The sequence below is a fragment of the Gracilimonas sp. genome, from assembly GCF_040218225.1.
Classification (GTDB): domain Bacteria; phylum Bacteroidota; class Rhodothermia; order Balneolales; family Balneolaceae; genus Gracilimonas.
Genome location: NZ_JAVJQO010000006.1, coordinates 442,715 through 468,003 on the forward strand (window position 1 = coordinate 442,715; position 25,289 = coordinate 468,003).

Annotated in this window: 25 protein-coding genes; 9 read left to right on the top strand and 16 right to left on the bottom strand. The window is 41.7% G+C overall.

Annotated features, from left to right (window positions below):
- Positions 1 to 4: 4 nt before the first annotated feature.
- Both RIB15_RS09230 and RIB15_RS09235 read right to left on the bottom strand, forming a co-directional pair.
- Entirely contained in the window at positions 5 to 1,000 is a 996-nt protein-coding gene (locus tag RIB15_RS09230; protein ID WP_350201859.1) for an adenosine kinase, read from the bottom strand.
- A 132-nt stretch (positions 1,001 to 1,132) separates the two neighbouring features.
- A complete protein-coding gene (locus RIB15_RS09235; RefSeq protein WP_350201860.1) occupies positions 1,133 to 1,633 on the bottom strand; it encodes a hypothetical protein in 501 nt (166 codons plus the stop codon).
- A gap of 93 nt (positions 1,634 to 1,726) precedes the next feature.
- Between RIB15_RS09235 and RIB15_RS09240 the strand changes: the two genes are divergently transcribed.
- Both RIB15_RS09240 and RIB15_RS09245 read left to right on the top strand, forming a co-directional pair.
- On the top strand, positions 1,727 to 2,365 hold the full coding sequence (locus tag RIB15_RS09240) for an NUDIX hydrolase (RefSeq protein ID WP_350201861.1): 639 nt from the start codon (positions 1,727 to 1,729) through the stop codon (positions 2,363 to 2,365).
- Between the two features lie 54 nt (positions 2,366 to 2,419).
- Positions 2,420 to 3,349, top strand: coding sequence for a 2-hydroxyacid dehydrogenase (locus RIB15_RS09245; protein WP_350201862.1), 930 nt, complete (start codon positions 2,420 to 2,422; stop codon positions 3,347 to 3,349).
- On the opposite strand, the gene crcB is transcribed toward RIB15_RS09245, so the two are convergent.
- From crcB to ppc, 3 genes are all read right to left on the bottom strand, one after another.
- Positions 3,346 to 3,735 (bottom strand): fluoride efflux transporter CrcB, encoded by a 390-nt coding sequence (gene crcB, locus RIB15_RS09250; protein WP_350201863.1) that lies wholly within the window; start codon positions 3,733 to 3,735, stop codon positions 3,346 to 3,348. The genes RIB15_RS09245 and crcB overlap by 4 nt on opposite strands.
- Before the next feature lies 1 nt (position 3,736).
- Positions 3,737 to 4,828 carry a branched-chain amino acid aminotransferase gene (locus tag RIB15_RS09255; RefSeq protein ID WP_350201864.1) on the bottom strand — a complete coding sequence of 364 codons (1,092 nt, stop codon included), beginning with the start codon at positions 4,826 to 4,828 and terminating at the stop codon, positions 3,737 to 3,739.
- 68 nt (positions 4,829 to 4,896) lie between these two features.
- Entirely contained in the window at positions 4,897 to 7,698 is a 2,802-nt protein-coding gene (gene ppc, locus RIB15_RS09260; protein ID WP_350201865.1) for a phosphoenolpyruvate carboxylase, read from the bottom strand.
- A 112-nt stretch (positions 7,699 to 7,810) separates the two neighbouring features.
- Between ppc and RIB15_RS09265 the strand changes: the two genes are divergently transcribed.
- Positions 7,811 to 8,380 (top strand): DNA-3-methyladenine glycosylase I, encoded by a 570-nt coding sequence (locus RIB15_RS09265; protein WP_350201866.1) that lies wholly within the window; start codon positions 7,811 to 7,813, stop codon positions 8,378 to 8,380.
- Between the two features lie 96 nt (positions 8,381 to 8,476).
- Here RIB15_RS09265 and RIB15_RS09270 read toward each other — a convergent pair whose 3' ends face one another.
- Genes RIB15_RS09270 through RIB15_RS09290 form a run of 5 tightly spaced genes read right to left on the bottom strand, consistent with a single transcriptional unit; the run spans position 8,477 to position 12,073 of the window.
- A complete protein-coding gene (locus RIB15_RS09270) occupies positions 8,477 to 8,875 on the bottom strand; it encodes a rhodanese-like domain-containing protein (RefSeq protein ID WP_350201867.1) in 399 nt (132 codons plus the stop codon).
- Positions 8,876 to 8,893: 18 nt separating this feature from the next.
- Positions 8,894 to 9,646 carry a sulfite exporter TauE/SafE family protein gene (locus RIB15_RS09275; RefSeq protein ID WP_350201868.1) on the bottom strand — a complete coding sequence of 251 codons (753 nt, stop codon included), beginning with the start codon at positions 9,644 to 9,646 and terminating at the stop codon, positions 8,894 to 8,896.
- A complete protein-coding gene (locus RIB15_RS09280) occupies positions 9,646 to 11,076 on the bottom strand; it encodes a rhodanese-like domain-containing protein (protein ID WP_350201869.1) in 1,431 nt (476 codons plus the stop codon). The genes RIB15_RS09275 and RIB15_RS09280 overlap by 1 nt, the downstream gene beginning before the upstream one ends.
- A gap of 15 nt (positions 11,077 to 11,091) precedes the next feature.
- Positions 11,092 to 11,499, bottom strand: coding sequence for a DUF6691 family protein (locus RIB15_RS09285; RefSeq protein WP_350201870.1), 408 nt, complete (start codon positions 11,497 to 11,499; stop codon positions 11,092 to 11,094).
- A 10-nt stretch (positions 11,500 to 11,509) separates the two neighbouring features.
- Positions 11,510 to 12,073 (bottom strand): YeeE/YedE family protein, encoded by a 564-nt coding sequence (locus RIB15_RS09290; protein ID WP_350201871.1) that lies wholly within the window; start codon positions 12,071 to 12,073, stop codon positions 11,510 to 11,512.
- Positions 12,074 to 12,193: 120 nt separating this feature from the next.
- Here RIB15_RS09290 and RIB15_RS09295 point away from each other — a divergent pair, with 120 nt between their 5' ends.
- The 5 genes from RIB15_RS09295 (at position 12,194) to RIB15_RS09315 (ending at position 18,707) form a co-directional block, all read left to right on the top strand.
- Positions 12,194 to 12,979: a GntR family transcriptional regulator gene (locus tag RIB15_RS09295; RefSeq protein WP_350201872.1), complete on the top strand. Its 786-nt coding sequence runs from the start codon at positions 12,194 to 12,196 to the stop codon at positions 12,977 to 12,979.
- A 96-nt stretch (positions 12,980 to 13,075) separates the two neighbouring features.
- Positions 13,076 to 14,566 (top strand): M16 family metallopeptidase, encoded by a 1,491-nt coding sequence (locus RIB15_RS09300; protein WP_350201873.1) that lies wholly within the window; start codon positions 13,076 to 13,078, stop codon positions 14,564 to 14,566.
- A gap of 43 nt (positions 14,567 to 14,609) precedes the next feature.
- A complete protein-coding gene (locus RIB15_RS09305) occupies positions 14,610 to 16,682 on the top strand; it encodes a M16 family metallopeptidase (protein WP_350201874.1) in 2,073 nt (690 codons plus the stop codon).
- 122 nt (positions 16,683 to 16,804) lie between these two features.
- Complete coding sequence (locus RIB15_RS09310) at positions 16,805 to 17,332, top strand: DinB family protein (protein WP_350201875.1); 528 nt, start codon at positions 16,805 to 16,807, stop codon at positions 17,330 to 17,332.
- Between the two features lie 94 nt (positions 17,333 to 17,426).
- On the top strand, positions 17,427 to 18,707 hold the full coding sequence (locus tag RIB15_RS09315) for an erythromycin esterase family protein (RefSeq protein WP_350201876.1): 1,281 nt from the start codon (positions 17,427 to 17,429) through the stop codon (positions 18,705 to 18,707).
- 24 nt (positions 18,708 to 18,731) lie between these two features.
- On the opposite strand, the gene RIB15_RS09320 is transcribed toward RIB15_RS09315, so the two are convergent.
- The 4 genes from RIB15_RS09320 to RIB15_RS09335 all read right to left on the bottom strand — a co-directional run bounded on the left by RIB15_RS09320 (position 18,732) and on the right by RIB15_RS09335 (position 22,288).
- On the bottom strand, positions 18,732 to 19,748 hold the full coding sequence (locus RIB15_RS09320) for a hypothetical protein (protein ID WP_350201877.1): 1,017 nt from the start codon (positions 19,746 to 19,748) through the stop codon (positions 18,732 to 18,734).
- A 61-nt stretch (positions 19,749 to 19,809) separates the two neighbouring features.
- Positions 19,810 to 20,250, bottom strand: coding sequence for a hypothetical protein (locus tag RIB15_RS09325; RefSeq protein WP_350201878.1), 441 nt, complete (start codon positions 20,248 to 20,250; stop codon positions 19,810 to 19,812).
- 161 nt (positions 20,251 to 20,411) lie between these two features.
- Complete coding sequence (locus RIB15_RS09330; protein WP_350201879.1) at positions 20,412 to 21,476, bottom strand: glycosyltransferase family protein; 1,065 nt, start codon at positions 21,474 to 21,476, stop codon at positions 20,412 to 20,414.
- On the bottom strand, positions 21,473 to 22,288 hold the full coding sequence (locus tag RIB15_RS09335; RefSeq protein WP_350201880.1) for a UDP-2,3-diacylglucosamine diphosphatase: 816 nt from the start codon (positions 22,286 to 22,288) through the stop codon (positions 21,473 to 21,475). Before RIB15_RS09335 ends, RIB15_RS09330 begins: the two co-directional genes overlap by 4 nt.
- 251 nt (positions 22,289 to 22,539) lie before the next feature.
- Here RIB15_RS09335 and RIB15_RS09340 point away from each other — a divergent pair, with 251 nt between their 5' ends.
- Entirely contained in the window at positions 22,540 to 22,992 is a 453-nt protein-coding gene (locus RIB15_RS09340) for an OsmC family protein (protein ID WP_350201881.1), read from the top strand.
- Here the strand turns inward: RIB15_RS09340 and RIB15_RS09345 are convergent.
- Entirely contained in the window at positions 22,989 to 24,389 is a 1,401-nt protein-coding gene (locus RIB15_RS09345; RefSeq protein ID WP_350201882.1) for a hypothetical protein, read from the bottom strand. The genes RIB15_RS09340 and RIB15_RS09345 overlap by 4 nt on opposite strands.
- Before the next feature lie 333 nt (positions 24,390 to 24,722).
- Entirely contained in the window at positions 24,723 to 25,286 is a 564-nt protein-coding gene (locus tag RIB15_RS09350) for a hypothetical protein (RefSeq protein ID WP_350201883.1), read from the bottom strand.
- Between the last annotated feature and the right edge of the window lie 3 nt (positions 25,287 to 25,289).

The following is a 25,289-nucleotide window of genomic DNA, read 5'->3' on the forward strand; positions in this document are numbered from 1 at the left end:
AATCCTATTTAAGCTTATGCAAAATTTCCTGAACTTCATGCCATTTAAGCCTGGGCCCATATTGAGATACAATTTTTGAGCCAGCTAAACTTGCCAGTTTTCCTGAGTTCGCAAATCCCAGGTTATTTGTAATGCCATACAAAAATGCTCCGGCAAACATATCTCCGGCACCGTTGCTGTCCACAGCGCTTACCTCATAAGGCTCAATATCAATAAAAGTATCCCCGTCAAAAATCATCGCTCCGTTCTTACCCTGAGTAATGACAAATCTTTTAGCCTCTTGTTTCAGGTCTTCCCGGGCTTCCAAAAGGTTATCTTTGCCCGTGAATGTTTTGGCTTCATCTTCATTACAGAATAATAAATCAACAGATGCTCCAATTACTTCTTTGAACTTGCCTTTAAAAGCATGAACAATAGAAGGGTCGGAAAGTGTAATAGCTGTTTTCACCTGATGGTCTTCGGCAATTTTCTTTGTGTGCTTCATGGCTGCAAGTCCGTCTTCAGCAGCAACCAAATACCCTTCCAGATATACATATTCTGAATCTTTTATTGCCTGTTCATCCACTTCATTGGTAGAAAGCCCGGATGAAATCCCCAGAAACGTATTCATAGTACGATCGGCATCTTCGGTTATCATGACGAGGCATTTCCCGGTGATTCCATTTTCCCGTTCCTGTCGGTCAAAATTTGTTGGAATGCCTGCGTCTTCCATATCCCTGAGATAAAAGTCGCCGAATTCATCGGATGCTACTTTGCAAGAATAGAACGCATTTCCACCAAACTGACTTACAGCAATCACGGTGTTTGCTGCTGACCCTCCCGATTTCCGTTCTGTTTTCTGATGATCTATTGCACCGATCAGGCGGTGTTGCGTTTCTTCATCCACCAGGGTCATCAGGCCTTTTTGAACTTCATGTTCCTGAAGAAATTGCGGGGTAACTTTAAACTCTAAATCGACTAAGGCATTTCCAATGCCATATACATTATATTTTTTACTCATGGATTATTTTGTGACTCAATAACAAATTTTTCAGAACCCTAAAAGTACGGACATGAGATAAGCTTTGAAAACGAACTATTCCAAAATGACTACTTTAGCAGCAAGCACTATTAAGAAGATTGATGTGCAAGTTTAGAAACTGGCACCGAAAGAAATACCTCCCAAAAAACTAAGAAACTCATCCCTGTCAGTCACAGCAAAAACCGGAGTTAATGTAATTCTGAAATATCCACCACCTTCAATTAGATCTTGCTCTCTAAACCCTGCTAAAGGCCCCAGTCCAAATATCAGGTCGCTATCAAAAGCAAATGTACTCCCAAGGCCGAGCTCAATATGGGAATCTTTATCTGTTGAAATTAAGTAGGATGAAGTAACAGGAATGGAAACACGATGCCCTACCAGAAAACCATCATCAGGGAGATAACTTAATCCTGCTCTGAGAGATAATTTATTTTCAAAAACCCGTTCGTAATTGAATGAGTAAATCCCTGCACTACCCAAAAACTCAAAAAAGACGGCATTTTTAGCCAAAATCTTATTCTCTGGCTCCAATGAATCTACTTTAAGCTGACTATACCCAATTTGGGAGAGATATAGGAAAATCAACGATGTAAGCAGTATCTTTTTCATCATTTTTCATTATATAAAAATTCATTCAAAGCTACAGTGACTATTTCTTTGAAATGCTAATCTGCTCTATTATGTTAGGCACTTAAAATTATATTCATGTCAGCATTTCAACACTTTCTAAATAGGCGATTAACAAATAAGCTCCCGGGCCGTGATGCCCAAAAAATAATGGCTCCTTATCCTAAAAATGGGAGGGCAAATAAAACACACTATGAACCAGCGAATGATGATTTTAGAAACAGCAGCGTATTAGTCCCTTTTATTGGCTGGAAAGATGAACTGGAAGTTTTACTAACCCTTAGAACAGAATCTATTAATCATGGCGGTCAGTTAAGTTTTCCCGGAGGTGGTAAAGAGGGAGATGAAACCATCGAAGAAACCGCTCTCCGTGAAGCGCAGGAAGAAATTGGGCTCCATACGCAGCATGTTGAAATTTCAGGACGACTCACACCTCTTTATGTCGGGCATTCTGATAACATGGTTACCCCGGTCATTGCTTTTCTAAAGGAAGAGCAAACATTTACTCCAAACCCCAATGAAGTCGACGAGATTATTACTGTTTCGTTTTCTGATCTGGTTGCTGAGCATAATCTTATTGAGGAAGAATGGAGCCTTCGCGGAACACCCTATCATGTTCCTTTCTGGAATATTTACCGCGTTCCACTCTGGGGTGCCACAGCAATGATGATGAGTGAATTGGTTGAGCTGTACAAAGAGTTTTTAGATCAAAAGTAACTTATCCTTGTCCTTCCTAATCCCTATCTTAAAAGATGAAAAGTTTAGGAGATTATGTCTTTATTATTAATAGCTAAAAACCGGGATTTATCTTCCCTGAAAAAAGCCCTCTTGGAAAAAGATCCCAACCTGGATGTTGAAATCTGGCCGCGGGTAGAAAATAAAGAACGGGTTAATTTTGCCGTTTGCTGGAATCATCCAAAACATGTATTAGACAGTTACCCAAACCTCAGAGCCGTATCCTCGCTGGGAGCCGGAGTCAATCACTTACTAGATGATGAAGCTCTTCCGGAAAATGCCAAAATCTGCAGGCTGATTACAGGTTCACTTAAGGATCAAATGGCCGAATACATACTGAATGCTATTACCAATTATCGGCTACATATATCGAAATACACAGATCAAAAGAGAACAGGAAAATGGGAGCCTCACAGCTCTATACCTAAAAAGCATGCCCCAATAGGTATAATGGGTTTAGGCGAGATGGGCACCTCTGTTGCAACATTATTGTTACAACATGGATATAAAGTAAATAGCTGGTCCAGATCCAGAAAGAGCATAGATGGACTACAGTCATTTGCCGGAAAAGAGGAACTAAGTGATTTTCTCCAAGAAACTAAGATCTTAATTAACCTGCTTCCACTAACAGATGAAACCGATGGAATTCTTGATCTCGAACTATTCAAACAGCTAAAGAATCCGGGTTACCTGATTAATGTCGGAAGAGGGACCCATCTGGTAGAAGAAGACCTGATTTATGCGTTGGACACTGAACAATTAGAAGGAGCTTGTCTGGATGTTTTTGTAACAGAGCCCCTGCCCGAAAACCATCCTTTTTGGAATCGGGAAAATATTATGATCACCCCTCATATCGCAGCCATAACTCCGGCAAGGGAAGCTGCCGAAGTAATTGTTGAGAATTATAAAAGGGCCTTATCTGGAATGGAGTTGATGTTCGAAGTAGATCGAGAGAAGGGGTATTAGAAAAATCTGATTAGCTGATACCCCAACCATACAAAAAACAGACCTAACACTACCTGCAGCCCCAGATTTAAAAAGCTCAACAGTAATTTGCCATTTCCCCACAGCAAGAATGTTTCATGGGAGAATGTGGAGAAAGTTGTAAATCCGCCTAATATCCCTACAAATATGAAGAGTCTGAATTCAGGGTTTGCCCAGGATTTTAATTCAAACAGACCCGCTAAGAATCCTATAGCCAAACATCCTAAGAGATTTACCAGAACTGTGCCATACGGGAATTTACTTTCCGGAAACTGAGACTGAGCTAATAAGGAAAGAAAATAGCGGCCTGATGCTCCAATAAATCCACCGGAGCCGACCGCTAAAATTTTAAGCCAGTCGATATTCATTTTAAATACTTACCGGATGCACCCAGCCGAACTTATCTTCTTTACGGCCATATTGAATATCGGTAATCTCATCAAAGCATTTTTGTGCAAATGCACCGGGCTTTTCTCTATCCAGTTCTATAGTTTTACCATTGTGTTCAATTAATCCAACCGGAGACACAACCGCTGCCGTACCGGATCCAAAAATTTCTTTCAGGCTTCCATCTTCGTTGGCAGCAAAAACTTCTTCAAGAGAAATCTTGCGCTCTTCGACATTAAGCCCCCATTCTCTTGCCAGGGCAATAACCGAACGACGGGTAACGCCCGGTAAAATTGATCCGTTGAGTGCAGGAGTAATCAAAGTATCACCAATCAGGAAATGGATATTCATCGTCCCCACTTCCTCAATGTACTTTTGCTCCTTAGCATCTAACCAAAGCACCTGAGTGTACCCTTGCTCTTTCGCTTTTTTTGCGGGGAGGAAACTGGCTGCATAATTACCAGCGGTTTTAACATTTCCGGTCCCCCCAACAACAGCGCGTACATACTTTTCAGATGTAGTGAGCGATACGGGGTTGAATCCTTCTGCGTAATAAGCTCCTACCGGTGAGGTAATAATCTGATAAGTGAACTTATCGGATGAGCGTGCTGCCAGAAGATTATCGGATGCAAAGATAAACGGACGAATATAAAGTGAGGTACCGTTCTTCTTTGGAATCCACTGATGATCTAAACGAATAAGGGTTTCAAGCGCATCGATGAACGTTTCATAACTGGTCTCAGGTATGCACATTCTGCGGCAAGAATGATTAAACCGCTCATGATGGGTTTCAGGACGATAAATGTTTACCGTATTTTCATCCACGTAGAAAGCTTTCATCCCTTCAAAAACAGCTTGCCCGTAATGAAACACATTGGTGGCAGGTGTAACTTCAAAAGTACCAAAGGGTTTAATCACCGGTTCGTGCCATTTATCCTCTGAAAAATGCATTTCGAACATGTGATCAGAGAACTTTCGACCAAACACAAGGTTATTAAAATCAACCTCATGAATACGGCTTTGTTCCGTTGGTTTTACTGTGATATTTGTGCTTGAAATTATCTCGTTCATCATGGTTTTAAAATAACACGTTTCGAGTTAAATAACAGAGCGCCGGACGTTAATTAATATTTCAGTAATCTCTAACCGGTACTCTGCATGGCAGCGGCAATTCCATTTATATTCAGGAATAAAACTTCTGTCAGTGCCTCTTTTTGTTCTTGTCCGTCCGCTTTTTTCCATCTTGATAACAGATCTGCCTGTATAATATTGAGCGGATATGTAAATGGATTTCTAAATAATATTGAATTCTGAATCACTTTATTATGGTCAAGGATATTATCATAACCGGTTATAGAAGTAATCCAATCTTCTGCTCTTTCGAAATTTTTGATCAAAAGTTCATGAAATTTCGATGGTTCATTATTGTATAAATCCGAAGTTGGCAAATGTGTTCGTGCCATTTCCCGCTGCGAATTATTCAGCACGGTTCTGAAAAAGGTCCATTCTTTATTCCACTTCTTCAGGATTTCCAGAGCGTCATCATTATTCTTTTTAGCAGCTTCCAATCCTTCTCCGATTCCATACCAGCCCGGGGTGTTATAGCGAACCTGTGTCCACGCGAATACCCATGGAATAGCTCTCAAGGTATCAAAAGTCATAGAATCTGAAGATCCCCGTGAAACCGGACGGGAGGCAATGGGTAATTTCCCAATATGCTCAATTGGAGTGATGCCTGAATACCAGTCCCAGAATTCGGAATCATCAATAAGATCCCGGTATGCTTTCATGGAAGTTTCAGCAAGTGTTTCTATGATTTCACGTTCTTCATCCTTACCAGATAAGTAACCGGGCGACTCAGAGTATTGAGCCATGGTTACTTTTGTCATTGCATTAACAATCTGCTCAAGGTGGCGATGTGTGATGGAGGAAAGCATGTATCTAAAGGATATCACTTCTCCCTGTTCAGTAAATCGGATTCGCCCGTTGTTGGCAACAGCTGGCATGGCTACGATCGCTTGATTTGACTGACCTCCTCCACGGCCTACCGTTCCGCCACGGCCATGGAACAGACGAAAATCAATGTCATATTTTCGACACACCGTTCCCAGTTCGTATTGGGCTTTATTCAACGCCCAGTTGGCCATCCAGTAACCTCCATCTTTGTTACTATCGGAATAGCCAAGCATTATTTCCTGGAAGTTATCACGTGATTTTAAATGCTTTGAAAACAAGTCATGCTCATACATCTGCCCCATAAGGTCTGCACTTTTCTCCAGATCTTCTATGGTTTCAAAAAGAGGAACAACGTCCAGTTTGCTATCCACTTCTCCTTTTGTGAGGGTCCATAACCCTACCTCTTTAGCAATCAGCATCACCTCCATCATGTCACTGATTCCATGAGTCATACTAATGATGTAGCTGCCAAAAGTGTCCGGATTCAGAGCAAGCATATCGCTGATTTCCTCGAAAACGGTCATTACCCTACTTGCCACTTCAGATCGTGAGCTTTTAACAGGACTCAGCGGACGAGGATTCGATAATTCCTGAACCAGCGTTTCAATCTTTTGATCTTCGCTAAGCTCCCCATAATTATCCAGCACGTTTGCCTGTGAAAGCAATTCCGTTACTGTCTCTTCATGCAAACCGCTATGCTGACGAATATCCAGTGCGCTTAAATGAAATCCGAATGTTTTGGCACGGATAATCATATCCTGCAATTTGCCCTGTTGTGAGAGTCCGGGCAACCCGTTCTCAACCAAACTTTCTTTGATCAATTCCAGGTCAGCAATAAATTCGGGTGCCGTATATTTCTGAGATTTCTCCAGAATATCTTTTTTATCACCGGATAAGGCATCCAGCAGATACTGAACCTTCTCCATAATATGAACCACCTTACGGCGATACAACTCATGGGTATATCGTCTTTTAATCCGTTCAGAAATTGGAAATTCTTTCTCGTCTTCCTTGAGCGATTTCTTTAGTGCATCCGAAACCTTCCCCTGCTTATTCGACACACTCAAATATCTTCTCAATTCATTCAGATCTTTCAGATACATGCTCAATACCGTTCGCCGCTGCTGAATCACCGTTTCCCAGGTTACGCTGGACGTTACATTTGGATTTCCATCGCGATCGCTTCCAATCCAGGAACGGTATTTCAGTACAATAGGCACTTCCGGTCGCTTATTGTAATAAGTATCAAAAGCCTGACGAATATCGCGGTATAGCACCGGAATAGAATCCCAGATAGAATGAGTAAAATAGAACAGACCGTTTTCAACCTCATCCTCAACTGATAAACGCTCCGAGCGTACTTCATCCGTCAACAACAATAGATTCAGCACATTCAGAATCTCACGTCGCAGATCAATTTTTTCGTCTGGTGTAATATCACTATCGCCTAGTCGCGAAATCATAGAAGCCAGCTCTTGCTGCTTCAGTAACACGCTTCTTCTGCGCGCTTCCGTAGGATGGGCGGTAATGGTTGGCTGAATATCCATTTGATGAAATACATCCAGCGCTTCTTCATAACTATAGCCCGCTTCTTTCATCCGGTAAACCGATTCGGCAATACTTTCTTTTCGGGGCGACTCTGGTGTTTCTTCAAACTCCCGGCTTCGGTTCACTCTGCTTATTTCATACTGTTCCAACGAATTTACCAAGTGGAAGAAAGTCGTGTACATTCGCAGAATCTCTTTGATTTCATCCAGCGATAATCCACTTACTTCTTTTTGAAGAGATTTGAGCGCCTCTTCATCACCCTTATCCAGTGCTTTCGCACTTTCAAGAGGAAGTTTACCAAGCTGTTTTACAAAATCTTCGCCGTGTTGTCCGGCAGCAATTTCCTCCAGTATTTCCGTAAGGTTAATAACTCTTTTCGAAAGGCTTTGGCTGATCCCGCTGCTTTCAGCAAGATTACTGACAGTTTCTTTCCAGAACATGAATAAATTTTAGTTTGAAATGAGTGTGTGAGTGATTAAATAGTTAAGGTAGAAATAAATAAAGTCTTTATATAATTTCTAAAAACTTAACTGAACACTAAATATACATCGAATGAGTGTAAAACGCTGTGAATGGGCTGAAGAACAATTTGAAGAGTACAAAAAATATCATGATGAGGAATGGGGCGTTCCGGTACATGATGATAAAACACACTTTGAGTTTTTGATTCTGGAAGGTGCACAAGCCGGCTTAAGCTGGTCAACCATCTTGAAAAGACGCGATGGCTACCGTAAAGCCTTTGCTGGTTTTGATGTTGAGAAAGTAGCTCGCTTTGACGAAAAGAAAATACAGGAATTGCTCCAATTTGAGGGCATTATCCGAAATAAGCTTAAAGTTCAATCTGCGGTAACCAATGCTCAGAAGTTCCTTGAAATTCAAAAAGAATTCGGCTGTTTTGATGAGTATATCTGGAATTTTGTGGGTGGTAAACCGATCATCAATCACTGGAAAAACCTGAAAGAAGCACCAGCCACCACTAAAGAGTCAGATGCCCTGGCCAAGGATCTTAAAAAGCGTGGATTCAAATTCACCGGAAGCACCATTATGTATGCGCATATGCAGGCTTGTGGGCTGGTCATGGATCATACAACAGATTGCTTCAGGTATAAAGAATTGAGTTAGCCTGAGTTTTGATATCATCCCTGCCTGCGCAGGGGTGACCCCAAAACTTTTAGACATTTTTCTCACCCTTTATGAATCGAGCTAAGTTTGAGTTAGCTATTCCACTTCCAATCCGGAATTTGCCAGAGAACCGAAACCACCAATGTTAAACACGTTTTCGAAACCCTGTTCTTTCATGAGCTTGGTAGCTTGTCCGCTTCGGTTACCTGACCGGCAGTACAAGTAATAGGTTTTACTTTTATCCAAACTATCCAGCTTAGATTGAAATTCTCCGTTTAGCACATCAAAGTTATGGGTTGCTAATGCAAGGTGACCGCTGTTGAACTCATCTTTTGTTCGAACATCAATAACCACTCCGGGAGTTTCCTGATGCTTTTGCTTGAAAGATTCAGGGTTCAGGGTCGAACTTGCTGAACCACCTTTTTTTGAATTGAAGGCAAAGAAAAGTACTGATGCAAGAGCCAATACTGCGATAATTGTGATAATAGTTTTCATAAATTATTTAAATATAGATTAAAAGCTCGAGTAAATAATGTAAGCACCCATCACCATCAGAAAATACCCAAAACCTGTTTTAAGCTGCTTCTGAGGAACTTTCTGGCTGATCTTGTTTCCTACAAAACTACCGGCTATTCCAATCAGACTGAATACACCTATCAGATGCCAGTTCATCTCAAATCCTTCCAGTCTTAAAACGTCGATGTACTTATAAAACCCAAGGATGCTTTTCAGGGTGATAATCAGCAAACTTGTTCCAACGGCAACTCTCATCGAAAGCCCGCCAATAAGTACAAGAGCGGGTATAATCAAAAAGCCGCCGCCAACACCAACCAAGCCTGTCAAAACCCCGACAACCAGTCCTTCGATCATCAAAATCCATTTTGGAATCGAAGGGGTTTTCTGAGTAGGGTTTTTGGCTTTTTCCCGAACCATCATATAGGCAGCAATGATCATTACTGCAGCAAAAATCATTAGCTGGGTGTTGCCTGAGATATACTGGGAAAGAGAAGCTCCGCCATAGGTGCCGATCATACCGGGAATTCCAAAGAAAACCAGGCTAATCCAGTGAACTTCCTTTTTAATAACATACGGCAATGAGCCCACAAAACTGATTGCGGCGACAATGCCCAGCGATTCAGCTATAGCCAGCTTCTCGGGTTCACCAACCAGATAAATTAATACCGGTACCGTGAGAATAGAGCCTCCCGAACCGAGCAAGCCCAATGAGATTCCAATAAGTAAAGCCCCGCACCAGGCTAACCACATTATTTAACCTCTGCAGTTGTCCAGTTATTATTCTCTAACCAAGGCTCAACCATATCATCGATGTATTTCACGGCAAAGTCTGCCCGCTCCAGCATAGCTGATGCAGCCGATGCTCTTGCTCCCGATTTACAATGAACCATTATAGGTTTGTCTTTGGGAACTTCTTCAAGACGATCTAACAGTCGGGTATGTGCAATATTCATCGCTTCAGGATGATGCCCTTCATCGTATTCTGATTTCTTCCGAACATCCAGCAGGTTTGCCGCTCCGGCAGCCAGATACTCTTCCGCTTTCTCAAAGTCGATAGTCTCTGTGGTAAAAAGCTCGCCGCCTTTTTCAGCAAATTCCTGAAGCTGTTCCGGCGTAGCATATCCTTTTATGTTATCAAGGCCTATTCGAACCAGATCCTTAACAGCTTCTTCAACCTTATCCTGTTCAATGATCAGGTAGATATCTTCATCCTCATTCACATAAGAACCTGCAATAGTGTTGAACTGCTTGTTCATTGGGGATAGCAAGGCTCCCTGAATGTGCCTGTTCATAAACTGTGTTCGGTTGCGGGTATCTACAATGACCGCATTACTCAAACGAACGTCTCCAATCATTTTCTCAATAGAAATGTGCTCGGGATGAGGGATTTCTCCCAGCACTTTCGGGCCTTTTTTATTATCCCTTTTCATTCGTGCGAAGTATAAGGGTGGCTCCGGCTGACCTTCCAGAATGTAGTCCAGAAACTCCTGCTCACTTATAGCTGCGCGGATTGAACCATTAAAGCGCTGCTCATATCCCACAGTTGATTCCGGTACGGCCCCCAATGCTTTTCCGCAAGCACTTCCGGCACCATGTCCCGGCCAAAGCTGCAAATACTCCGGCATCTCTTTAAACTTTTGTAAGGATTGATAAAGAACCTTTGCCGAGCTTTTCATGGCTCCTTTCTGACCTGCAGCTGATTCCAGTAAATCAGGCCGGCCAACATCACCTACAAAAACAAAGTCGCCAGACAGAATTCCCATAGGCTCGTCCGTAGCCGCTCCATCAGTAACTAAATAGCTTACATGCTCAGGGGTATGTCCTGGACTGTAAACTGTAGTGAATTTGATATTTCCAATGGAAAACTCATCACCGTCCTTGAGTAACTGATAATCATAATCACTTCCGGCCAGCCACTCATATTTCCAGTCTTTATCTCCCTCATCAGAGGCATAAACTTTGAGGCCCTGCTCCGCAAGTTCCCTTAAACCGGATAAATAGTCGGCATGAATATGCGTTTCTGCTGCGGCTACTAATTTCAAATTGTTTTTGATAGCCAGTTCCTTGTAGCGATCCACATCACGCATGGGATCAATAACAATGGCTTCGCCTGTAGCCTGGCACCCAATCAGGTAGGCGTATTGTGCTAATTTCTCTTCAAATATTTGCTGAAAAAACATAAAGCTTAGTATTAGTTAGTGAGGCAGATTTGGTTTCAGGTATCCGTACGCTAATGCGCCAAAGATAGCACTTAAGGTTGGGATCAGAAATATTAAATATCCGCTCCCTATCAAAGCATACATAGGGCCCGGACAAGCACCGGTGAGCCCCCAGCCAAGGCCAAATATCGTTCCGCCTATGATGTAGTTTTTAGTTTTAGAATTATCTTTTTCTTTGATGGTTATCGGATCTCCGTTTACATCCTTCACGTTCCATTTCTTAATCATTAAGGTGGCAATCATTCCAACAACCACAGCCAAGCCGATAATGCCGTACATGTGAATGGAATCGAAACGAAACATTTCCTGAATTCTGAACCAGGAAACTACTTCCGATTTCACCAAAATAAACCCAAATACAATTCCTGATAAAATAAATCTCATAATTACCTGCTTAATTTAAAATGAGTGGCAGAATGGCATAGGTAGTGATCAACCCGCCTACAAAAAATCCGATTACGGCAATCAGAGAAGCTTTCTGCAGGGTAGCCAATCCGGTAATTGCATGTCCCGATGTGCAACCTCCGGCGTACCGGGCTCCAAAACCTACCATGAATCCGCCCAGAATCATGAGTACAAAACCAGCCGGACTTATAATATTTGACCAGTTAAAAACCTCAAGGGGTATCAGGCTGGTGAAGTTACTTATTCCCAATTCCGTCAACTCTGATTTTGTTGCTTCTGAAATCTGAACTGCATAATCCGGAGCATTCGTGAATCCTGCAATTACACCTCCAATTAAAACTCCTGCCACTAACTTCAGATTCCACGATCCTTCTTTGATCCAGTCGTAGTTGAAATACTCTACTTTTGAGGGAACCATAGAGGCACAGGCATGCCTGAAGCTGGAAGAAATTCCAAAGGTTTTATTTCCAATAACCCATAGCAGCGGAAGCATTAACCCAATGAGCGGACCAGCCACATACCATGGTATAGGTTGAGTGATGAATTCTGTCATTAAAATATGTTTTGATGAATGTCTTTTTGATTCGTGTCAATGATAGGAAGCATATTGTATTTGTTACAACATGTTATAACAAGTATATTTCTTCCCTCATTTGTAACTCATGAATACATTATGTCCGATTTTAATTCAAAGCATGAAAAAGTAGCTGCCAAGCTCAGGAATGAAATTACCGGAACGGAGTATGAACCGGGTGATCAGCTTCCCTCTGAAAAAAGACTATGTGATTATTTCAAAGTAAGTCGTGTTACCGTTCGGCATGCGTTGCAAACCCTGGAAAATGAGCGGTTGATATATCGTAAGCAGGGGCTTGGCGCTTTTGTTGCTGATACCACATTGAATAGCGGGCTGGTTCAGCTAACCGATTTTTCTGAGGATATGAAGAAAGCCGGATTGAAAAGCAGTTCCGGTCTTATTTCTCTTGATAAAGTAGAGCCGATCAAAGAAGTAAATGAAATCCTGCAATTACGCCCTGATATGAAGCTCATCAGGATTGACCGAATTCGGTTCGCCAACGGGAACCCGGTAGCTTTTGATATAACCTGGTTGCCGCCGGGTTATGGCCAGCTTTTATTTGATGAAGATTTAACAACCCAAACCATTTATGATGTGCTGGAAGATAAATATGAAATCCCCATACAAGGGGGCAGCTACAGAATCACAGCAAAAAATGCAGATGATTATATCGCCAAACATCTTGGTATTGCTCCGGAGTCTGCTGTCCTCGAAATAGACCGCTGTTCCAGAACCACGGGAAATAAGAAAGTCTATTTTCAGAAAAGATATTACAATCCTTCCCATGTCTCGTATGTACTAGAGCTTTCCCGAAACGATAATGAAAGCATGTCATCTAAAGATGGTTTACCTCTAAAAGAATTCTCTCCTTCATTTGCTAAATAGTAGTTAAAACATCATCTTTTGGATATCTAATCACTATTCACTAATTGTTTTGGTCTAATGAAAATAACAGAGAAAACTATAGCAACCTCTATACTGATGCTCGTCCTCGCCTTTTCGTTTTCGGGTGTACAGGCACAGTATCTTGAGGAGTTTGAAGAAAAGGTAACAGAATTTACTCTCGATAACGGACTTACGTTTGTTGTTGTAGAGCGGCCGGTTGCACCCGTTGTCAGCTTTGCTACTTATGTAAATGTTGGGGGTGTAGATAATCCACTTGGACAATCGGGACTTGCTCATGTTTTTGAGCATATGGCTTTTAAAGGCACTCATTACGTAGGCACCAACAACTGGAAAAAAGAAAAGAAAGTACTCCAGGAGCTGGACGCCACTTATCAGAAATGGCTGGAAGAAAAATATTCCACTGCTCCTGATTCAGCCAAACTGAACAAATTATGGTCTGAATTTGAATCCCTCCAGGAAGAAGCCGCTCAGTATGTGGTAAACAATGAGTTTTCGGAAATAGTAAACCGCAATGGAGGAACTGGAATGAACGCTACAACCAGTGCCGACCGAACCAATTATTATTACAGTTTACCGGAAAATCGGATAGAGCTTTGGTTCAGCCTCGAATCTGATCGTTTCCTGAATCCTGTATTCCGTGAATTCTACAAAGAGAAAGAAGTTGTCCGGGAAGAACGCCGGTCAAGCTATGAGTCAAGTCCTGTTGGGAAACTGTATGAGGCGTTTCTGACCACCGCTTATAAAGCTCACCCTTATGGCACTCCCAATATTGGATGGCATTCCGACATCACTGCAACGACCATGGAAGATGCCCGAAAGTTTTATGAGACTTATTACGTGCCCAACAATATTACCATAGCTATTGCAGGTGATGTTGATCCGGATGAAGTGAGAGATCTTGCTGAAACTTATTTTGGACGACTAAAGAAGGGACCTACCCCTCCGCCCATCTATACGGAAGAACCTGAACAAATTGCTGAAAAAAGGTTCTCCATTGAGCAACAGTCTCAGCCTTTTCTGCTATTGGGATATCATACGGTTAATGACCAGCACCCTGATCATAATGCACTCAATCTGCTGAGCAATATCTTAGTGGGTGGTCGTACTTCCAAGCTATACAAACGACTGGTCGAAAAAGAACAGGTAGCGCTTGGTTTTCAAAACCTGAATGGCGTTCCCGGAACCAAATATGAGTCCATGTTTGCATTACTTGCGGTTCCGAACCGAGGCTACGATACCGATACTTTAGAAACAGCAATTTATGAAGAACTGGGTAAGATCAAGAATGGAGAAATTAGCCAGGAAGAACTTGACCGTGTTCGAACAAACGCACGAGCAGGTTTGATTCGTGGCCTTGATTCCAATTCTGGCCTTGCTGTTAGACTTGGTCAGGCCCAATCATTACAAGGTGACTGGAGAAAAGTATTTACCAACCTCGAAGACCTTGAAGCAGTGACAGTTGAAGATATTCAGCGCGTAGCCAAGAAATATTTAGTTAAAGAAAACCGAACGGTGGGTTCCATTGTGAATGCTCCGGCCAAGGAGGTTGCAGATGCGAATCAATAATCGAATTTCAAAAAGAATGTATCCTGGAAAAATGATGACAACGATGAAAAGAATAAGCCTTTTGTGCCTGGCTTTGATGCTAACAAGCTCAGCGCTTTACGCACAAAAGAAGTACGACAAGATAAAATACCCGGAACTGAACAGTTTTCAGGTTCCTGAGGTAGAAACCTACACTGCCGATAATGGAATCACCTATTATTTACTGGAAGACACCGAGCTTCCGCTCATTGAACTGCGCGTGAACATAAAAGCCGGTGGCGTTTTAGTACCTGCCGACAAAGAAGGCCTGGCTTCCATTACCGGGACCGTAATCCGTTCGGGTGGAACTGAATCAATTTCAGCTGATTCCTTAAACGTTCTGCTTGAGAATAAAGCCGCGAGTATTGAAACCGGAATCGGGTTTACTTCTGGCAGCGCCTGGATGAACGTACTTAAAGAAGACTTTGAGGGAATGCTTCCTATTTTTATAGATCTTCTTACCAATCCTGCTTTTCCTGATGACAAGATTGAACTTGCAAAAACGCAGACCAAGAGTAGTATATCCCGGCGAAACGATAACTCACAAAGCGTGGGCGTTCGGGAATTCCAAAAGCTGATTTACGGACCTGAGTCTGTCTACGCCCGCACTACCGAATATGAGACCATCAATAACATTACCCGGGAAGACATCATCAACTTTCATAAAAACCATTTTGTAGCCGAAAACATGATGGTCGGAGTTGTAGGTGATTTTGATGCTTCAGAGATGAAGCAAAAACTGGAAGAAGCATTTAGCAATATTCCCTCCGGAGAAGAAACCTCACTTGACTTCCCGGCTGTGAATTACGAACCCCAAAGCACCATCAACTTTGCAAACAAATCGGATGTGAACCAAAGCTTTATACTGATGGGACACTTGGGTGGGATGCGTGAAAACCCAGATTATCCTCAAATCCAGGTAATGAACCGTGTACTTAGCGGTGGTTTTTCAGGCCGATTGATGCAGGTAATCCGAACCGAAATGGGACTCGCTTATTCTGCTTTTGGACAATATAGTATGAACTCTTTCTATCCCGGCTTTTTCTTCGCAGGGGTATCCACAAAAAGCTCTACAACCGCTGAAGCAATCGCTGCTGTTATTGAGCAAATTGAACGACTTCAGAACGAACCCATCACCCAGAAAGAGTTGCAGGATACCAAAGATCAGATATTGAATTCATCTGTTTTTGAATACGACAGCTATGAGGAAGTACTTAGCCAACAAATGTCTTATGATTATCAGGGACTCCCCAGCAATGCTTTTGATGCCTACATCGAAGGGGTTAAAAACACAACCATCGAAGATGTTCAGCGTGTAGCTAAGGAATATCTAAACCCAGATTATCTTCAAATTATGGTAGTTGGAAACAAAGAAGAAATTGGAGATCAGCTACAGCAATTCGGTAATGTTAATGAGATAGACATCTCTATTCCGGAACCGGGTTCAAGTGAACCTGTTGTTGACGGAGATGCGGCCAAAGGACAAGAATGGCTTGATAAAATGGCTGCTGCCCTCATTGAATCAGGCAGCGATGTTGTTTCTGTTCAGGAAAAATCTGTGATCACACAAAAAACCCCAATGGGTGATATGGACATACAAAACTCTTCCACTACCAACTTTGCGGATTACTCTACCGAGAGAAACCTGAATACCCCACAAGGGCAAATGACCATGACATTCAAGGATGGCAGCGGCTCTATGCAGATGGCAGGTCAACAGCGCCAGCTTCCGCCACAAATGGCTAAGCCCATGCTAAATGAAATGAAGCGTAATTATTTGTCTATCGCTATCAACCATGAAGACATTCAGGCTGAATACCTTGGTGACGAAACTGTGGACGGAGAAGATTATGCGGTTGTAAGAATGACCAATGACCAGGTGAAAGTAACCTTCCTTCTGGATCAGGAAACCGGTCTTCCCTATATGAGCCGTTATTCAGAAATGAATCCTCAGACCGGCCAGCGTCAGGAAGCTAAAAGCATATACTCCGACTGGACAAAAGCCGGGGGAGTTACTTATGCTTACTCAGTTGTGACCTACGTTGATGATCAGGTAGCCGCTGAGCTTACTGTTGAAAGTCATTCTATTCCGGAATAATTATCTGGTTTGAAAAATTATTAATCCCGCATTTCCTAATGGAGATGCGGGATTTTTTTTAGGCATTTATTTCTCCTTTTGCTATATATGAACATTGGTTAACAATATGAGGAGATATAATTATGTCAGTTTGGGATAAGGAATACCCTTCAAGTTCAGAATTTGCGCATTACTATGCCGGCTACGTTTCGAATGTGCCCAAAGGAAACATCATAGAAACGCTGAACACCCAGATGCACGAGATGTACACCTTCATCAATGCCATTCCCGGCGACAAAGCATTCCACGCTTATAAAGAAGGTAAATGGACGGTAAAGCAGATCATTGGCCACATCATTGAAACCGAACGTGTGTTTGCCTATCGCGGGCTCTCCTTCTCTCGCCGCGACCCCAATCCCCTCCCGTCTATGGAGCAGGATAATTATGTGAAATATTCCAACTATAACAGCCGCACTATTCACAATTTAGCCAACGAATATTTAGCAGTTCGTATCTCAACCATCCACCTCTTCCAGAATATGACCAAAGAAATGATTTCACTAAAAGGGACCGCCAGCGGCGTGGAGTTTACCGTACGATCCATTCCGTTTATCATTGCCGGACATGAGTTGCATCATAAAGAGATTATCAGAGAAAAGTATTTGCAGTAACTACCTGAAATTTCAATCCTATAAAACTGGTTTGAATCTTATTGTTATTACTTCGTATAAGCGCGGTGTTTCTTATTAATAAACTGAAAAATCAATGATTATCAGATATTTAATACTGGCTGTACTATGTGCAATTTCTTTAGGATGTGACTCCTCTTCTACCACTCCCACCGAAGAAGAAATTCAAATTGATTATCTAATCAATAACTCCTCATACGTTTCAGTTAACACCGAAAATAAAGACTTCAGTGATCTTGAAATTCTTGGTAATTCGATTGGTGATGCCCGGATTGTAGCCCTGGGAGAAGCTACCCATGGCGAAGGAAATGTATTTCAGGCTAAAGCGAGAATAATAGAATATCTCATCCAGGAAAAAGGGTTTGAAGTCATTGTCTTCGAATCTCCTTTATATGATTTACACCGTGCCATGCTGAACATACAACAGGGTGGAAATATTAAAGACAATCTGAATAATTCAATTTATACTATTTGGACTAATACCAGCCAATTTACTCCATTGATTGATTTGCTGGACGAAAAAATTCCAACTCATGGTTTGTTTGTAGAAGGAATGGATTCCGATTTCTTTTCTCTGGCACCGGTTTCATTAGTTGACGATCTAAAATCCGTACTGGGTAACAGTTCAATAGATTTAGAAAGTAATGATTGGCAAACTTTTGAATCGCTTCTGCAGGACTTAGTGACAAATAAATGGCAACAAATCACCATCAGCGAAGCAGAGAAGAATACTTTTGATGAAGTGATAGGCGACATTAAATCCGAAAATATGGATCTGTTTTGGAATCAAATGATTCTGAGCATTGAAAAGGAAGCTGAACGGAGATGGATTGCTAAAAATGGCGGGCCCTCCAATTCATCCGGAGGCCTCAGGGATATACAAATGGGTGAGAACCTGATTTGGATTGCGGAAGAATTACACCCGTCAAAAAAAATCATTGTGTGGGGGGCAAATGTCCACCTTGCACGAGATATGAGCGGCATTACCGCGCCGGAAGATCCGGACTTCTCTTTTGCCAATTTTGAAACTGCCGGAAAAGTAGCTGCCCAGCACTTTGAAGAAGAATTGTATACCATAAATTTCACCGGCTTAACTGGAAGCTGGGGACGCTGGTTTGACGCTAACTCTACACCTGTTTCTTCTTCATCAACAGGAAGTATAGAATACCTTCTCGGAAAAACCGATCAGGTAAATACATTCATAAACCTAAGGAACCTCCCCAATGAAGGAGCCTGGCTTAACGAGCGTCTGCTGGCCAAGCCATTTGGCTATATTGAACTTGAAGCTAACTGGCCTGAAGTAACTGATGGGATTTTCTTTATAACCTCTATTAACCCAACCTCCCGTGCTGAATGAGAAGGTTGGTTTAGATATAATTTTTCATTCCTTACATCCCCACGCAGAATGATGTTCAAGTCCTGCTTCTCTTCCAAAAGCTGTTGAACTGAAGTATATCTTTGCTCCCTTTTCCGGGATTCTTTGGCCTTCGAAGATCTCCAGCGTGTTGCAATCAGCGTTATCTGTAAAAAGTGATTTTTGCTGAACGGAACCCAAATAGTTAGCATAACTATCCGCATACGGACCCATGTATTCTTCAACTACGTCCATTTCATAAACACCTACCGTAACCATGGTCTGAAGCTGTTCAGATAATCTCTCAAGGGAATGACGGGCAATGGAATCAGCTAATGATTTCGTGGAAACATCCGAGAGTGTTTCCAACAGATTTAAAGAGTGAGTATCCAAATAGGATAAATGAAGATTGCGGGGAGAAGCCACCAGATACTCAGTCTTGCCAGTTAATCTTTCTACGGTCAGAGGGTTTCCGTTATTGCAGGTCGAAAGTACCATCAGATCAAACTTATCTTCGAAACCTGAAATATCATTTGCGAAAACTTCGGTGTTGAAGGTATGTTCTGGCTGGGAATGATGGTATGCAAAAGAAGCCTTTGACGGCATTTCATGCCCAAAGTAAAAGAACAATTTTCTACCTGTGTTACTATTACCGGTCATTTGGCGATATAAATCCGCTTCTTTGCTAAAACCGCCTCCTGTTGGTGAATATTGCCCTTTACCAACTAACTCACCCCCTTTATAATGATACCATACCCGATCTTTTCCGGGAAAAAATAAGAACCTTTTCCGTTCAGGTTGTTGATGGAAAATGAATACTTCTCCACTCCTGGCCGACTCTCCAACAGCCTTAGCCTCACTGAGTATTTCCTGATCCGCTTGATACCTTTTTCCATTCATATGGAACGTATAGTTCGCATCAGCGTGGATGATATAAACAGCCGTATAGTCCGGATTTGATTGATGATCCATTTTGGTAACCACTTCGGAAGCTGAACATCCTGTGAGGAAAACCAACAAAAAAAGAGAAAGTACTTTGTGCATCTTTTGAACATAAAAAAAGCGTGGATAAAACCACGCTTTAATTAAACTGTTGACCTCAGGATTAAAGCAACAGCAGAATAATAACGATTAACAAAGCGGTTGTAGCACTGATGGTTAGCACTGTATCCGCTTGCTCGATATCCTGCTGAATAAAATTTGCATAGTCATTCAGCTGGCCATTCGAAACGCGCTTAAAACCATCGGTACCATTCAGCTCATTTCTTCGGTCCGTCAACATCTTCTTGAACTCACCCAAATTCTTTTTATCTGAGTTTGAAACCGATGGCTTGCTGTTAATCTTATCTACTGCCGTCATCATATCTTCCAATGACTCATTTAAAATCACTCTTTTCTGCTCCGCAGTTTCAGCCGATTCCACTTCTTCAACAACTGAATTAACGTGCTTTTTCAGCGCTTCATGACCATCAGTTAGCTGTGCCTTAAGTGGATTTACAAAACCAGCTAAACCAATAGCCGTTAAAAATAGTAGTACTTTTTTCATTTACCTGTATTATTTATTCGTATTCACTATTTATTACTGCTTTAAAACCGCTGTGTTCCGAAATACACGAAAAGCTGAAAATGAACTTCGATTTTATTCTTTTGGATTGGTTGCACTTTGGTTTCCCACATAGAGTTGCACAACTGGAGTCCAGTAGCCAATTACAACGAAACAGAATGAGCAACCGACCTCTGCAAAACCCCCGCCTTTTCCCTTTGGCCTTCTTTACTTGCAGTTCCACACATTCCAGCCGAAATGATTTTCTGCACCAGATCTTCTTCGTCTGAAATTTCGGGAAGGGTTAGCACGGCCCCTTCATCAATCCAGTCAGACAAGGTTTGCTGAAAGTGCTGGTCGATTTGATACACGACTTTTCCACCCAGCTCTGTTAAGGCTGCCGCATTACAGAGCTGCTCATATTGGTTTTTGATGGGAATAGTGAGCAGCTTCTTGCCCAGGAACATGGCTTCAGATGTGGTTTCAAATCCTGTAGCGGAGACAATCCCCAAACAGCTTTCAATACTTTCCAGGAAGGTCTCTTTCCCAACCGGATGTACTTTTACGTTTCCCTTGGTATACGCATCTTCGCAATTGGGTGAAAAGATATGCCATTCTACTTTTTGTACCTGCTGGAAGATGGAACACAACGTTTCATGATCAAAAGCAGGCAGGTACACGGTGATGTGATCGCCCAATGCTGGATTCAGATTTCTGATCTGCCGGCGTATGATGGGCGGTTCTATAAAATCATCATACCGCAGATAGTGGGAGCCTACGGCAGCGGTACAGGGTGCAAAATGCTTCATAACCTGCTCGGCCACCAGTGATTTTTTTGCCGGACGCGGAGCCTTATCCGACAAAAACGAAGCCTGATGACTGATGGCCACACACGGCATTCCAGCTCCATTTGCCGCCCAGGCCGTTACCGGTTCGAAGTCATTTACAACAAAATCATAATCGTCAATGGGAATGGCCTGAACATCCTGTATAAACTTAATGGGATGCAGGTTCAGTGCTGTTTCCAGCATATCCACACTGCCATTGTTGTCGTAGGCCAGGCTGATTCCGCGGACTTTGTAGGCAATTTCTCCATCAATATTCATTTTAAAATTGTAGCCACTTACCAGCACATCTACTTCTGCATATTCCCTCAACTTAGGCAAAACTACCCGGGCCCTGCTGATATGTCCGTGTCCAGTGCCCTGAATACCATACAGTATTTTCATCCGATCATCAGTTTTTTATCAAAAGTATGGCTCTTCATAAGCTGGTTAATCCGGGGATTCTCCTGCAAAACCGCATCTTCCGAATAGCGATACAGGCTCCATTCGTCCCCGTCATATTCCAGGCAAGTCAGATTTTCTACCCAGTCTCCTGAGTTGAGGTAAATCACCGAGCCTTTTTCATTTTCATACCCGCGTATTTTGGGTTGATGGATATGTCCGCATACCACATAATCGTAGCCTTCATCAATGGCCAGTTCCATTGCTGTAACTTCAAAGTCATCAATAAAATTGACGGCAGTCTTTACCCCATCTTTGATTTTTTTGGACAGAGAGAATTTTCCATACCCCATTTTCTGAGACACCCAGTTCATCCAGCGGTTTAACAGAATCAGCATTTCATAACCCTGTCCGCCCAGTTTGGCAATCCATTTACTGTGCTTCATGGTTAAATCAAAAATATCGCCGTGGAAGAACCAGACTTTTTCCCCATTTAGTTCAAGCACCAGTTTATCCCGAATGAAAAGTGGCCCGAGCTGCAGGCTGGATACTTTCCGTAAGGTTTCGTCATGATTCCCCGTCAGGTAATAGATATCCACCCCGTTGGTCATCATCGTGATCAGCGTGCGGATGACATGCATATGGGCTTCCGGCCAGTAGTATTTGCGGAAATTCCACATATCCACAAAGTCACCATTTAGAATAACTCGCTTGGGATCGATGGAATTCAGATATTGAACAAGTTCAACGGCATGGCAGCCAATGGTTCCGAGATGCACATCGGAAATAACAACGGTATCTAGGGATCTTTTCATAGCCTGAGGATGATGATTGATGAAAAAGATCGCCATCGCATGTTACCATGGCTTATCCCAGGTGTTATGAATTGATTACGGGTTTGTTACCAAATCTTTGATTTGGCATTAAAAATTCAAGATTAAAAATATGTATAGTAACCCAGTTCAAATATTTAGTCTTGCCCCATTTAACCTGATTCAGCAGAATAAAAAGCACCATGCCCGACCATATTTAATCTTTAATTTTTAATCTTTAATCCTTAACCCCCATGAGTGAAGAAAACGCACAAAAAATTGTACACGTCTACCTCCCGGAAAATGAAAAATTCAAAACTACCCTTACAGCCGGGCGGCATGAACTCATTGCTGATGAACCAGAGCATGTGGATGGCGGAAAAGATCAGGGACCTGATCCCTACGATTATCTCTTGATGGGACTAGGCTCTTGCACCCTGATGACGGTTAAAATGTATGCCGAACGGAAAGGCTGGCCTGTAGAAGATATGTACCTGGAAATGCGGCATAATAAACGTCATGACGAAGACTGCATGAATTGCGAAGATCCGCAGAGTAAAATTGATGTTATCGAAAAGGAGCTGATTGTTAAAGGTGATCTGAGTCAGGAACAGCTGGACAAACTTCTGGATATTTCTAAAAAATGTCCGGTTCATCGTACACTGGAAAGCGATATCCGTATTGTCAGCTCATTAGACAAGAATTAAAACTTGTATAAGTATCCGATAGATATACTGATACCCACTTTCAGCTTAGATCTTGTAATATTTACAGGTTCAATCGTCGTTGTATTGTTTATTGAATGAGCGTTACTTAGTTCATTAACCATTCCAGCGACGGCCATGATATTTGCGGTAATCATGTCTTTAGGCCCAAAACGAATTCCTCCCCCGGCTAACAATCGGAGTCGATCTAAATCATTTAAAGGAAAAGCAGTACCAATAGTAAAATGAAGATTGTTGTTGGGCTCACCAGCACTAAAATGAACCATTGAGGCTACTCCTATCTCAAATTGATCGTTATCTTCTTCAATAATACGGTACTCCGTCGTATTACTATCAATGGGAGAAGAACTAACAGCATATTCTGAATTGTACATATTAGTCCAGTAAAAACCCGCCCCAACTCCTACAAATGGAGAGGGCTTTGAACTAAATGAGAAATTTGTATTGAAAGATGGAAGACCTGATTCAATGCTTTTTGGCTCTATATAAACTTTTACTGTATTGTTACCCTGTTTAATCTCGTAGGGTAACGACAAATAACAGTTAGCTTTATTATTCTCCCGATGCATGATTCTGGTTTTCAGTTCAGTTATTTTATCTATACTTATTATCTTAGAAATAGTATCGCTATAAGACTTCAGCTTAGAAAAATTATCACTCAGTTCTTGATATGAATTACCCATCTCATCTTTATAAATACTGAGGTAGCTTAAAATTTCTGCCAGACGGTTAATATCTATTTTGACTTGATTTAATGTCCGCCTCAACTCATCTAACTTTTTAAATGATTCCTCAAAATCAAAACCTGAAGTCAGGTAAGTATACGTGCCGGTAGTTTGATCCTGGACCTGATAAGAAACATATTGATTGGAGATTTCAATAAGTGTTTCTTCTGCATCGGCAAGGATACCAGTTAATTTTTGTTGTACGTTCGTATATAGTTCTATAGCTTCAGTAATATTTTGATTTTTTTCGAGGTTTTTAGCTTGAAACATTTCTTCAGCTAATTCTTTGGAGATATCCGGCAGTGGCAGAACAGTAATGAGGTTTGGTAATTGAATTTTCTTAAGCAGACTATCGATACCTAGACTCAATAGCTTTCCAGAAGATGTTGAAGAAGTGTCTTTATTATTTATGTTCACCTTATAAAGGTTCATGTTAATGTCACTCACCAAAATCCTATAAAATGATCCTGCTTCCATGCCTTTCAGGCTTTCTCTTCCATTAATTATGCGGTCATTAAAATTAAGCTTTACAGTCTTTGGGTTGCCATTTGTTATCTGATTATCACAATTTAGCTGTGCCTTTGCATATGAAAAATTAAACAACACAAATACAATCATTAATATCGTACATGAAATTTTTAATCGATTTTCCATAATTCACTTTACCCCTATTTATTGTTGACCATCTAGAAAAGTAAAACTCACTTTCTTTTCACGATTATAAAGTATTGCATATTGGAGTGATTTTAACCACACAGTTATGTGGTCTTTTTTTAGTAACAGTCCTTATTTTCTTAAAAACTTTATGATATTCCAGTGAACGCTGAAGCACACTGAGTGAGTAAGTTATTTCAATAAGACCTAAGTCATTCCTGCAGAAGCTGGAATCTTGTTGTTTGCAGAAAATGAACTGCTAAACCTTATCAACCCATTAGATTTCGGGCATTCGCCGCGAAATGACTGTCCTTTAGTTCCGAACTGTATTCACTAATCTGCCCATCCCCAGGGCGCTTCGGGGATATCAACTTCATCCTTTAAGTGAAAGCGAATGCTGAAATAACGATCGGTACCAATGCGGCGAAGGTTATAGGTAAAATATTGACCAGGCACTATTTCAATCCACCAGATATTACTTGCGGCGGCAGGAATCAGGGCAGCTGTATGCTGATCGGCGGGAAATGTTTGGAGCGTTGACAAACCTGTATTGGCTGATGTCCCGCCGTACATAGTGACTTCATCTTCACTTCCATCCTTATGGCGATGATCGTGCTTTAATTGTATACGTTCATTCATTCTGGTCAGCACCCATGTACGTGAACGATCATCACCTACAAAAAAGGGTATTTTGATCTCATTCTCTTCGCAGGAGCGGACATGCATTACTAATGATTGTGTACGGAATTCATCATCTGCAGGAGCTTCCAGAACCTCCCCTGAATAAGCCTTATTACAGAGTTCAAGCAAATTCTGCCAGAAGACATTTGAAGCAGACTCTTGAGCAAATATCTCACATGGAAGAATTAAAACTACTGCTAACACTAAATATCGCATACT

What these genes read in the sequence shown, in the direction of transcription:
- RIB15_RS09230 (WP_350201859.1), bottom strand. Translation starts at nt 1,000, where the DNA reads ATGAGTAAAAAATATAATGTATATGGCATTGGAAATGCCTTAGTCGAT.
- RIB15_RS09235 (WP_350201860.1), bottom strand. Translation starts at nt 1,633, where the DNA reads ATGATGAAAAAGATACTGCTTACATCGTTGATTTTCCTATATCTCTCC.
- RIB15_RS09240 (WP_350201861.1), top strand. Translation starts at nt 1,727, where the DNA reads ATGTCAGCATTTCAACACTTTCTAAATAGGCGATTAACAAATAAGCTC.
- RIB15_RS09245 (WP_350201862.1), top strand. Translation starts at nt 2,420, where the DNA reads ATGTCTTTATTATTAATAGCTAAAAACCGGGATTTATCTTCCCTGAAA.
- crcB (WP_350201863.1), bottom strand. Translation starts at nt 3,735, where the DNA reads ATGAATATCGACTGGCTTAAAATTTTAGCGGTCGGCTCCGGTGGATTT.
- RIB15_RS09255 (WP_350201864.1), bottom strand. Translation starts at nt 4,828, where the DNA reads ATGATGAACGAGATAATTTCAAGCACAAATATCACAGTAAAACCAACG.
- ppc (WP_350201865.1), bottom strand. Translation starts at nt 7,698, where the DNA reads ATGTTCTGGAAAGAAACTGTCAGTAATCTTGCTGAAAGCAGCGGGATC.
- RIB15_RS09265 (WP_350201866.1), top strand. Translation starts at nt 7,811, where the DNA reads ATGAGTGTAAAACGCTGTGAATGGGCTGAAGAACAATTTGAAGAGTAC.
- RIB15_RS09270 (WP_350201867.1), bottom strand. Translation starts at nt 8,875, where the DNA reads ATGAAAACTATTATCACAATTATCGCAGTATTGGCTCTTGCATCAGTA.
- RIB15_RS09275 (WP_350201868.1), bottom strand. Translation starts at nt 9,646, where the DNA reads ATGTGGTTAGCCTGGTGCGGGGCTTTACTTATTGGAATCTCATTGGGC.
- RIB15_RS09280 (WP_350201869.1), bottom strand. Translation starts at nt 11,076, where the DNA reads ATGTTTTTTCAGCAAATATTTGAAGAGAAATTAGCACAATACGCCTAC.
- RIB15_RS09285 (WP_350201870.1), bottom strand. Translation starts at nt 11,499, where the DNA reads ATGAGATTTATTTTATCAGGAATTGTATTTGGGTTTATTTTGGTGAAA.
- RIB15_RS09290 (WP_350201871.1), bottom strand. Translation starts at nt 12,073, where the DNA reads ATGACAGAATTCATCACTCAACCTATACCATGGTATGTGGCTGGTCCG.
- RIB15_RS09295 (WP_350201872.1), top strand. Translation starts at nt 12,194, where the DNA reads ATGTCCGATTTTAATTCAAAGCATGAAAAAGTAGCTGCCAAGCTCAGG.
- RIB15_RS09300 (WP_350201873.1), top strand. Translation starts at nt 13,076, where the DNA reads ATGCTCGTCCTCGCCTTTTCGTTTTCGGGTGTACAGGCACAGTATCTT.
- RIB15_RS09305 (WP_350201874.1), top strand. Translation starts at nt 14,610, where the DNA reads ATGAAAAGAATAAGCCTTTTGTGCCTGGCTTTGATGCTAACAAGCTCA.
- RIB15_RS09310 (WP_350201875.1), top strand. Translation starts at nt 16,805, where the DNA reads ATGTCAGTTTGGGATAAGGAATACCCTTCAAGTTCAGAATTTGCGCAT.
- RIB15_RS09315 (WP_350201876.1), top strand. Translation starts at nt 17,427, where the DNA reads ATGATTATCAGATATTTAATACTGGCTGTACTATGTGCAATTTCTTTA.
- RIB15_RS09320 (WP_350201877.1), bottom strand. Translation starts at nt 19,748, where the DNA reads ATGCACAAAGTACTTTCTCTTTTTTTGTTGGTTTTCCTCACAGGATGT.
- RIB15_RS09325 (WP_350201878.1), bottom strand. Translation starts at nt 20,250, where the DNA reads ATGAAAAAAGTACTACTATTTTTAACGGCTATTGGTTTAGCTGGTTTT.
- RIB15_RS09330 (WP_350201879.1), bottom strand. Translation starts at nt 21,476, where the DNA reads ATGAAAATACTGTATGGTATTCAGGGCACTGGACACGGACATATCAGC.
- RIB15_RS09335 (WP_350201880.1), bottom strand. Translation starts at nt 22,288, where the DNA reads ATGAAAAGATCCCTAGATACCGTTGTTATTTCCGATGTGCATCTCGGA.
- RIB15_RS09340 (WP_350201881.1), top strand. Translation starts at nt 22,540, where the DNA reads ATGAGTGAAGAAAACGCACAAAAAATTGTACACGTCTACCTCCCGGAA.
- RIB15_RS09345 (WP_350201882.1), bottom strand. Translation starts at nt 24,389, where the DNA reads ATGGAAAATCGATTAAAAATTTCATGTACGATATTAATGATTGTATTT.
- RIB15_RS09350 (WP_350201883.1), bottom strand. Translation starts at nt 25,286, where the DNA reads ATGCGATATTTAGTGTTAGCAGTAGTTTTAATTCTTCCATGTGAGATA.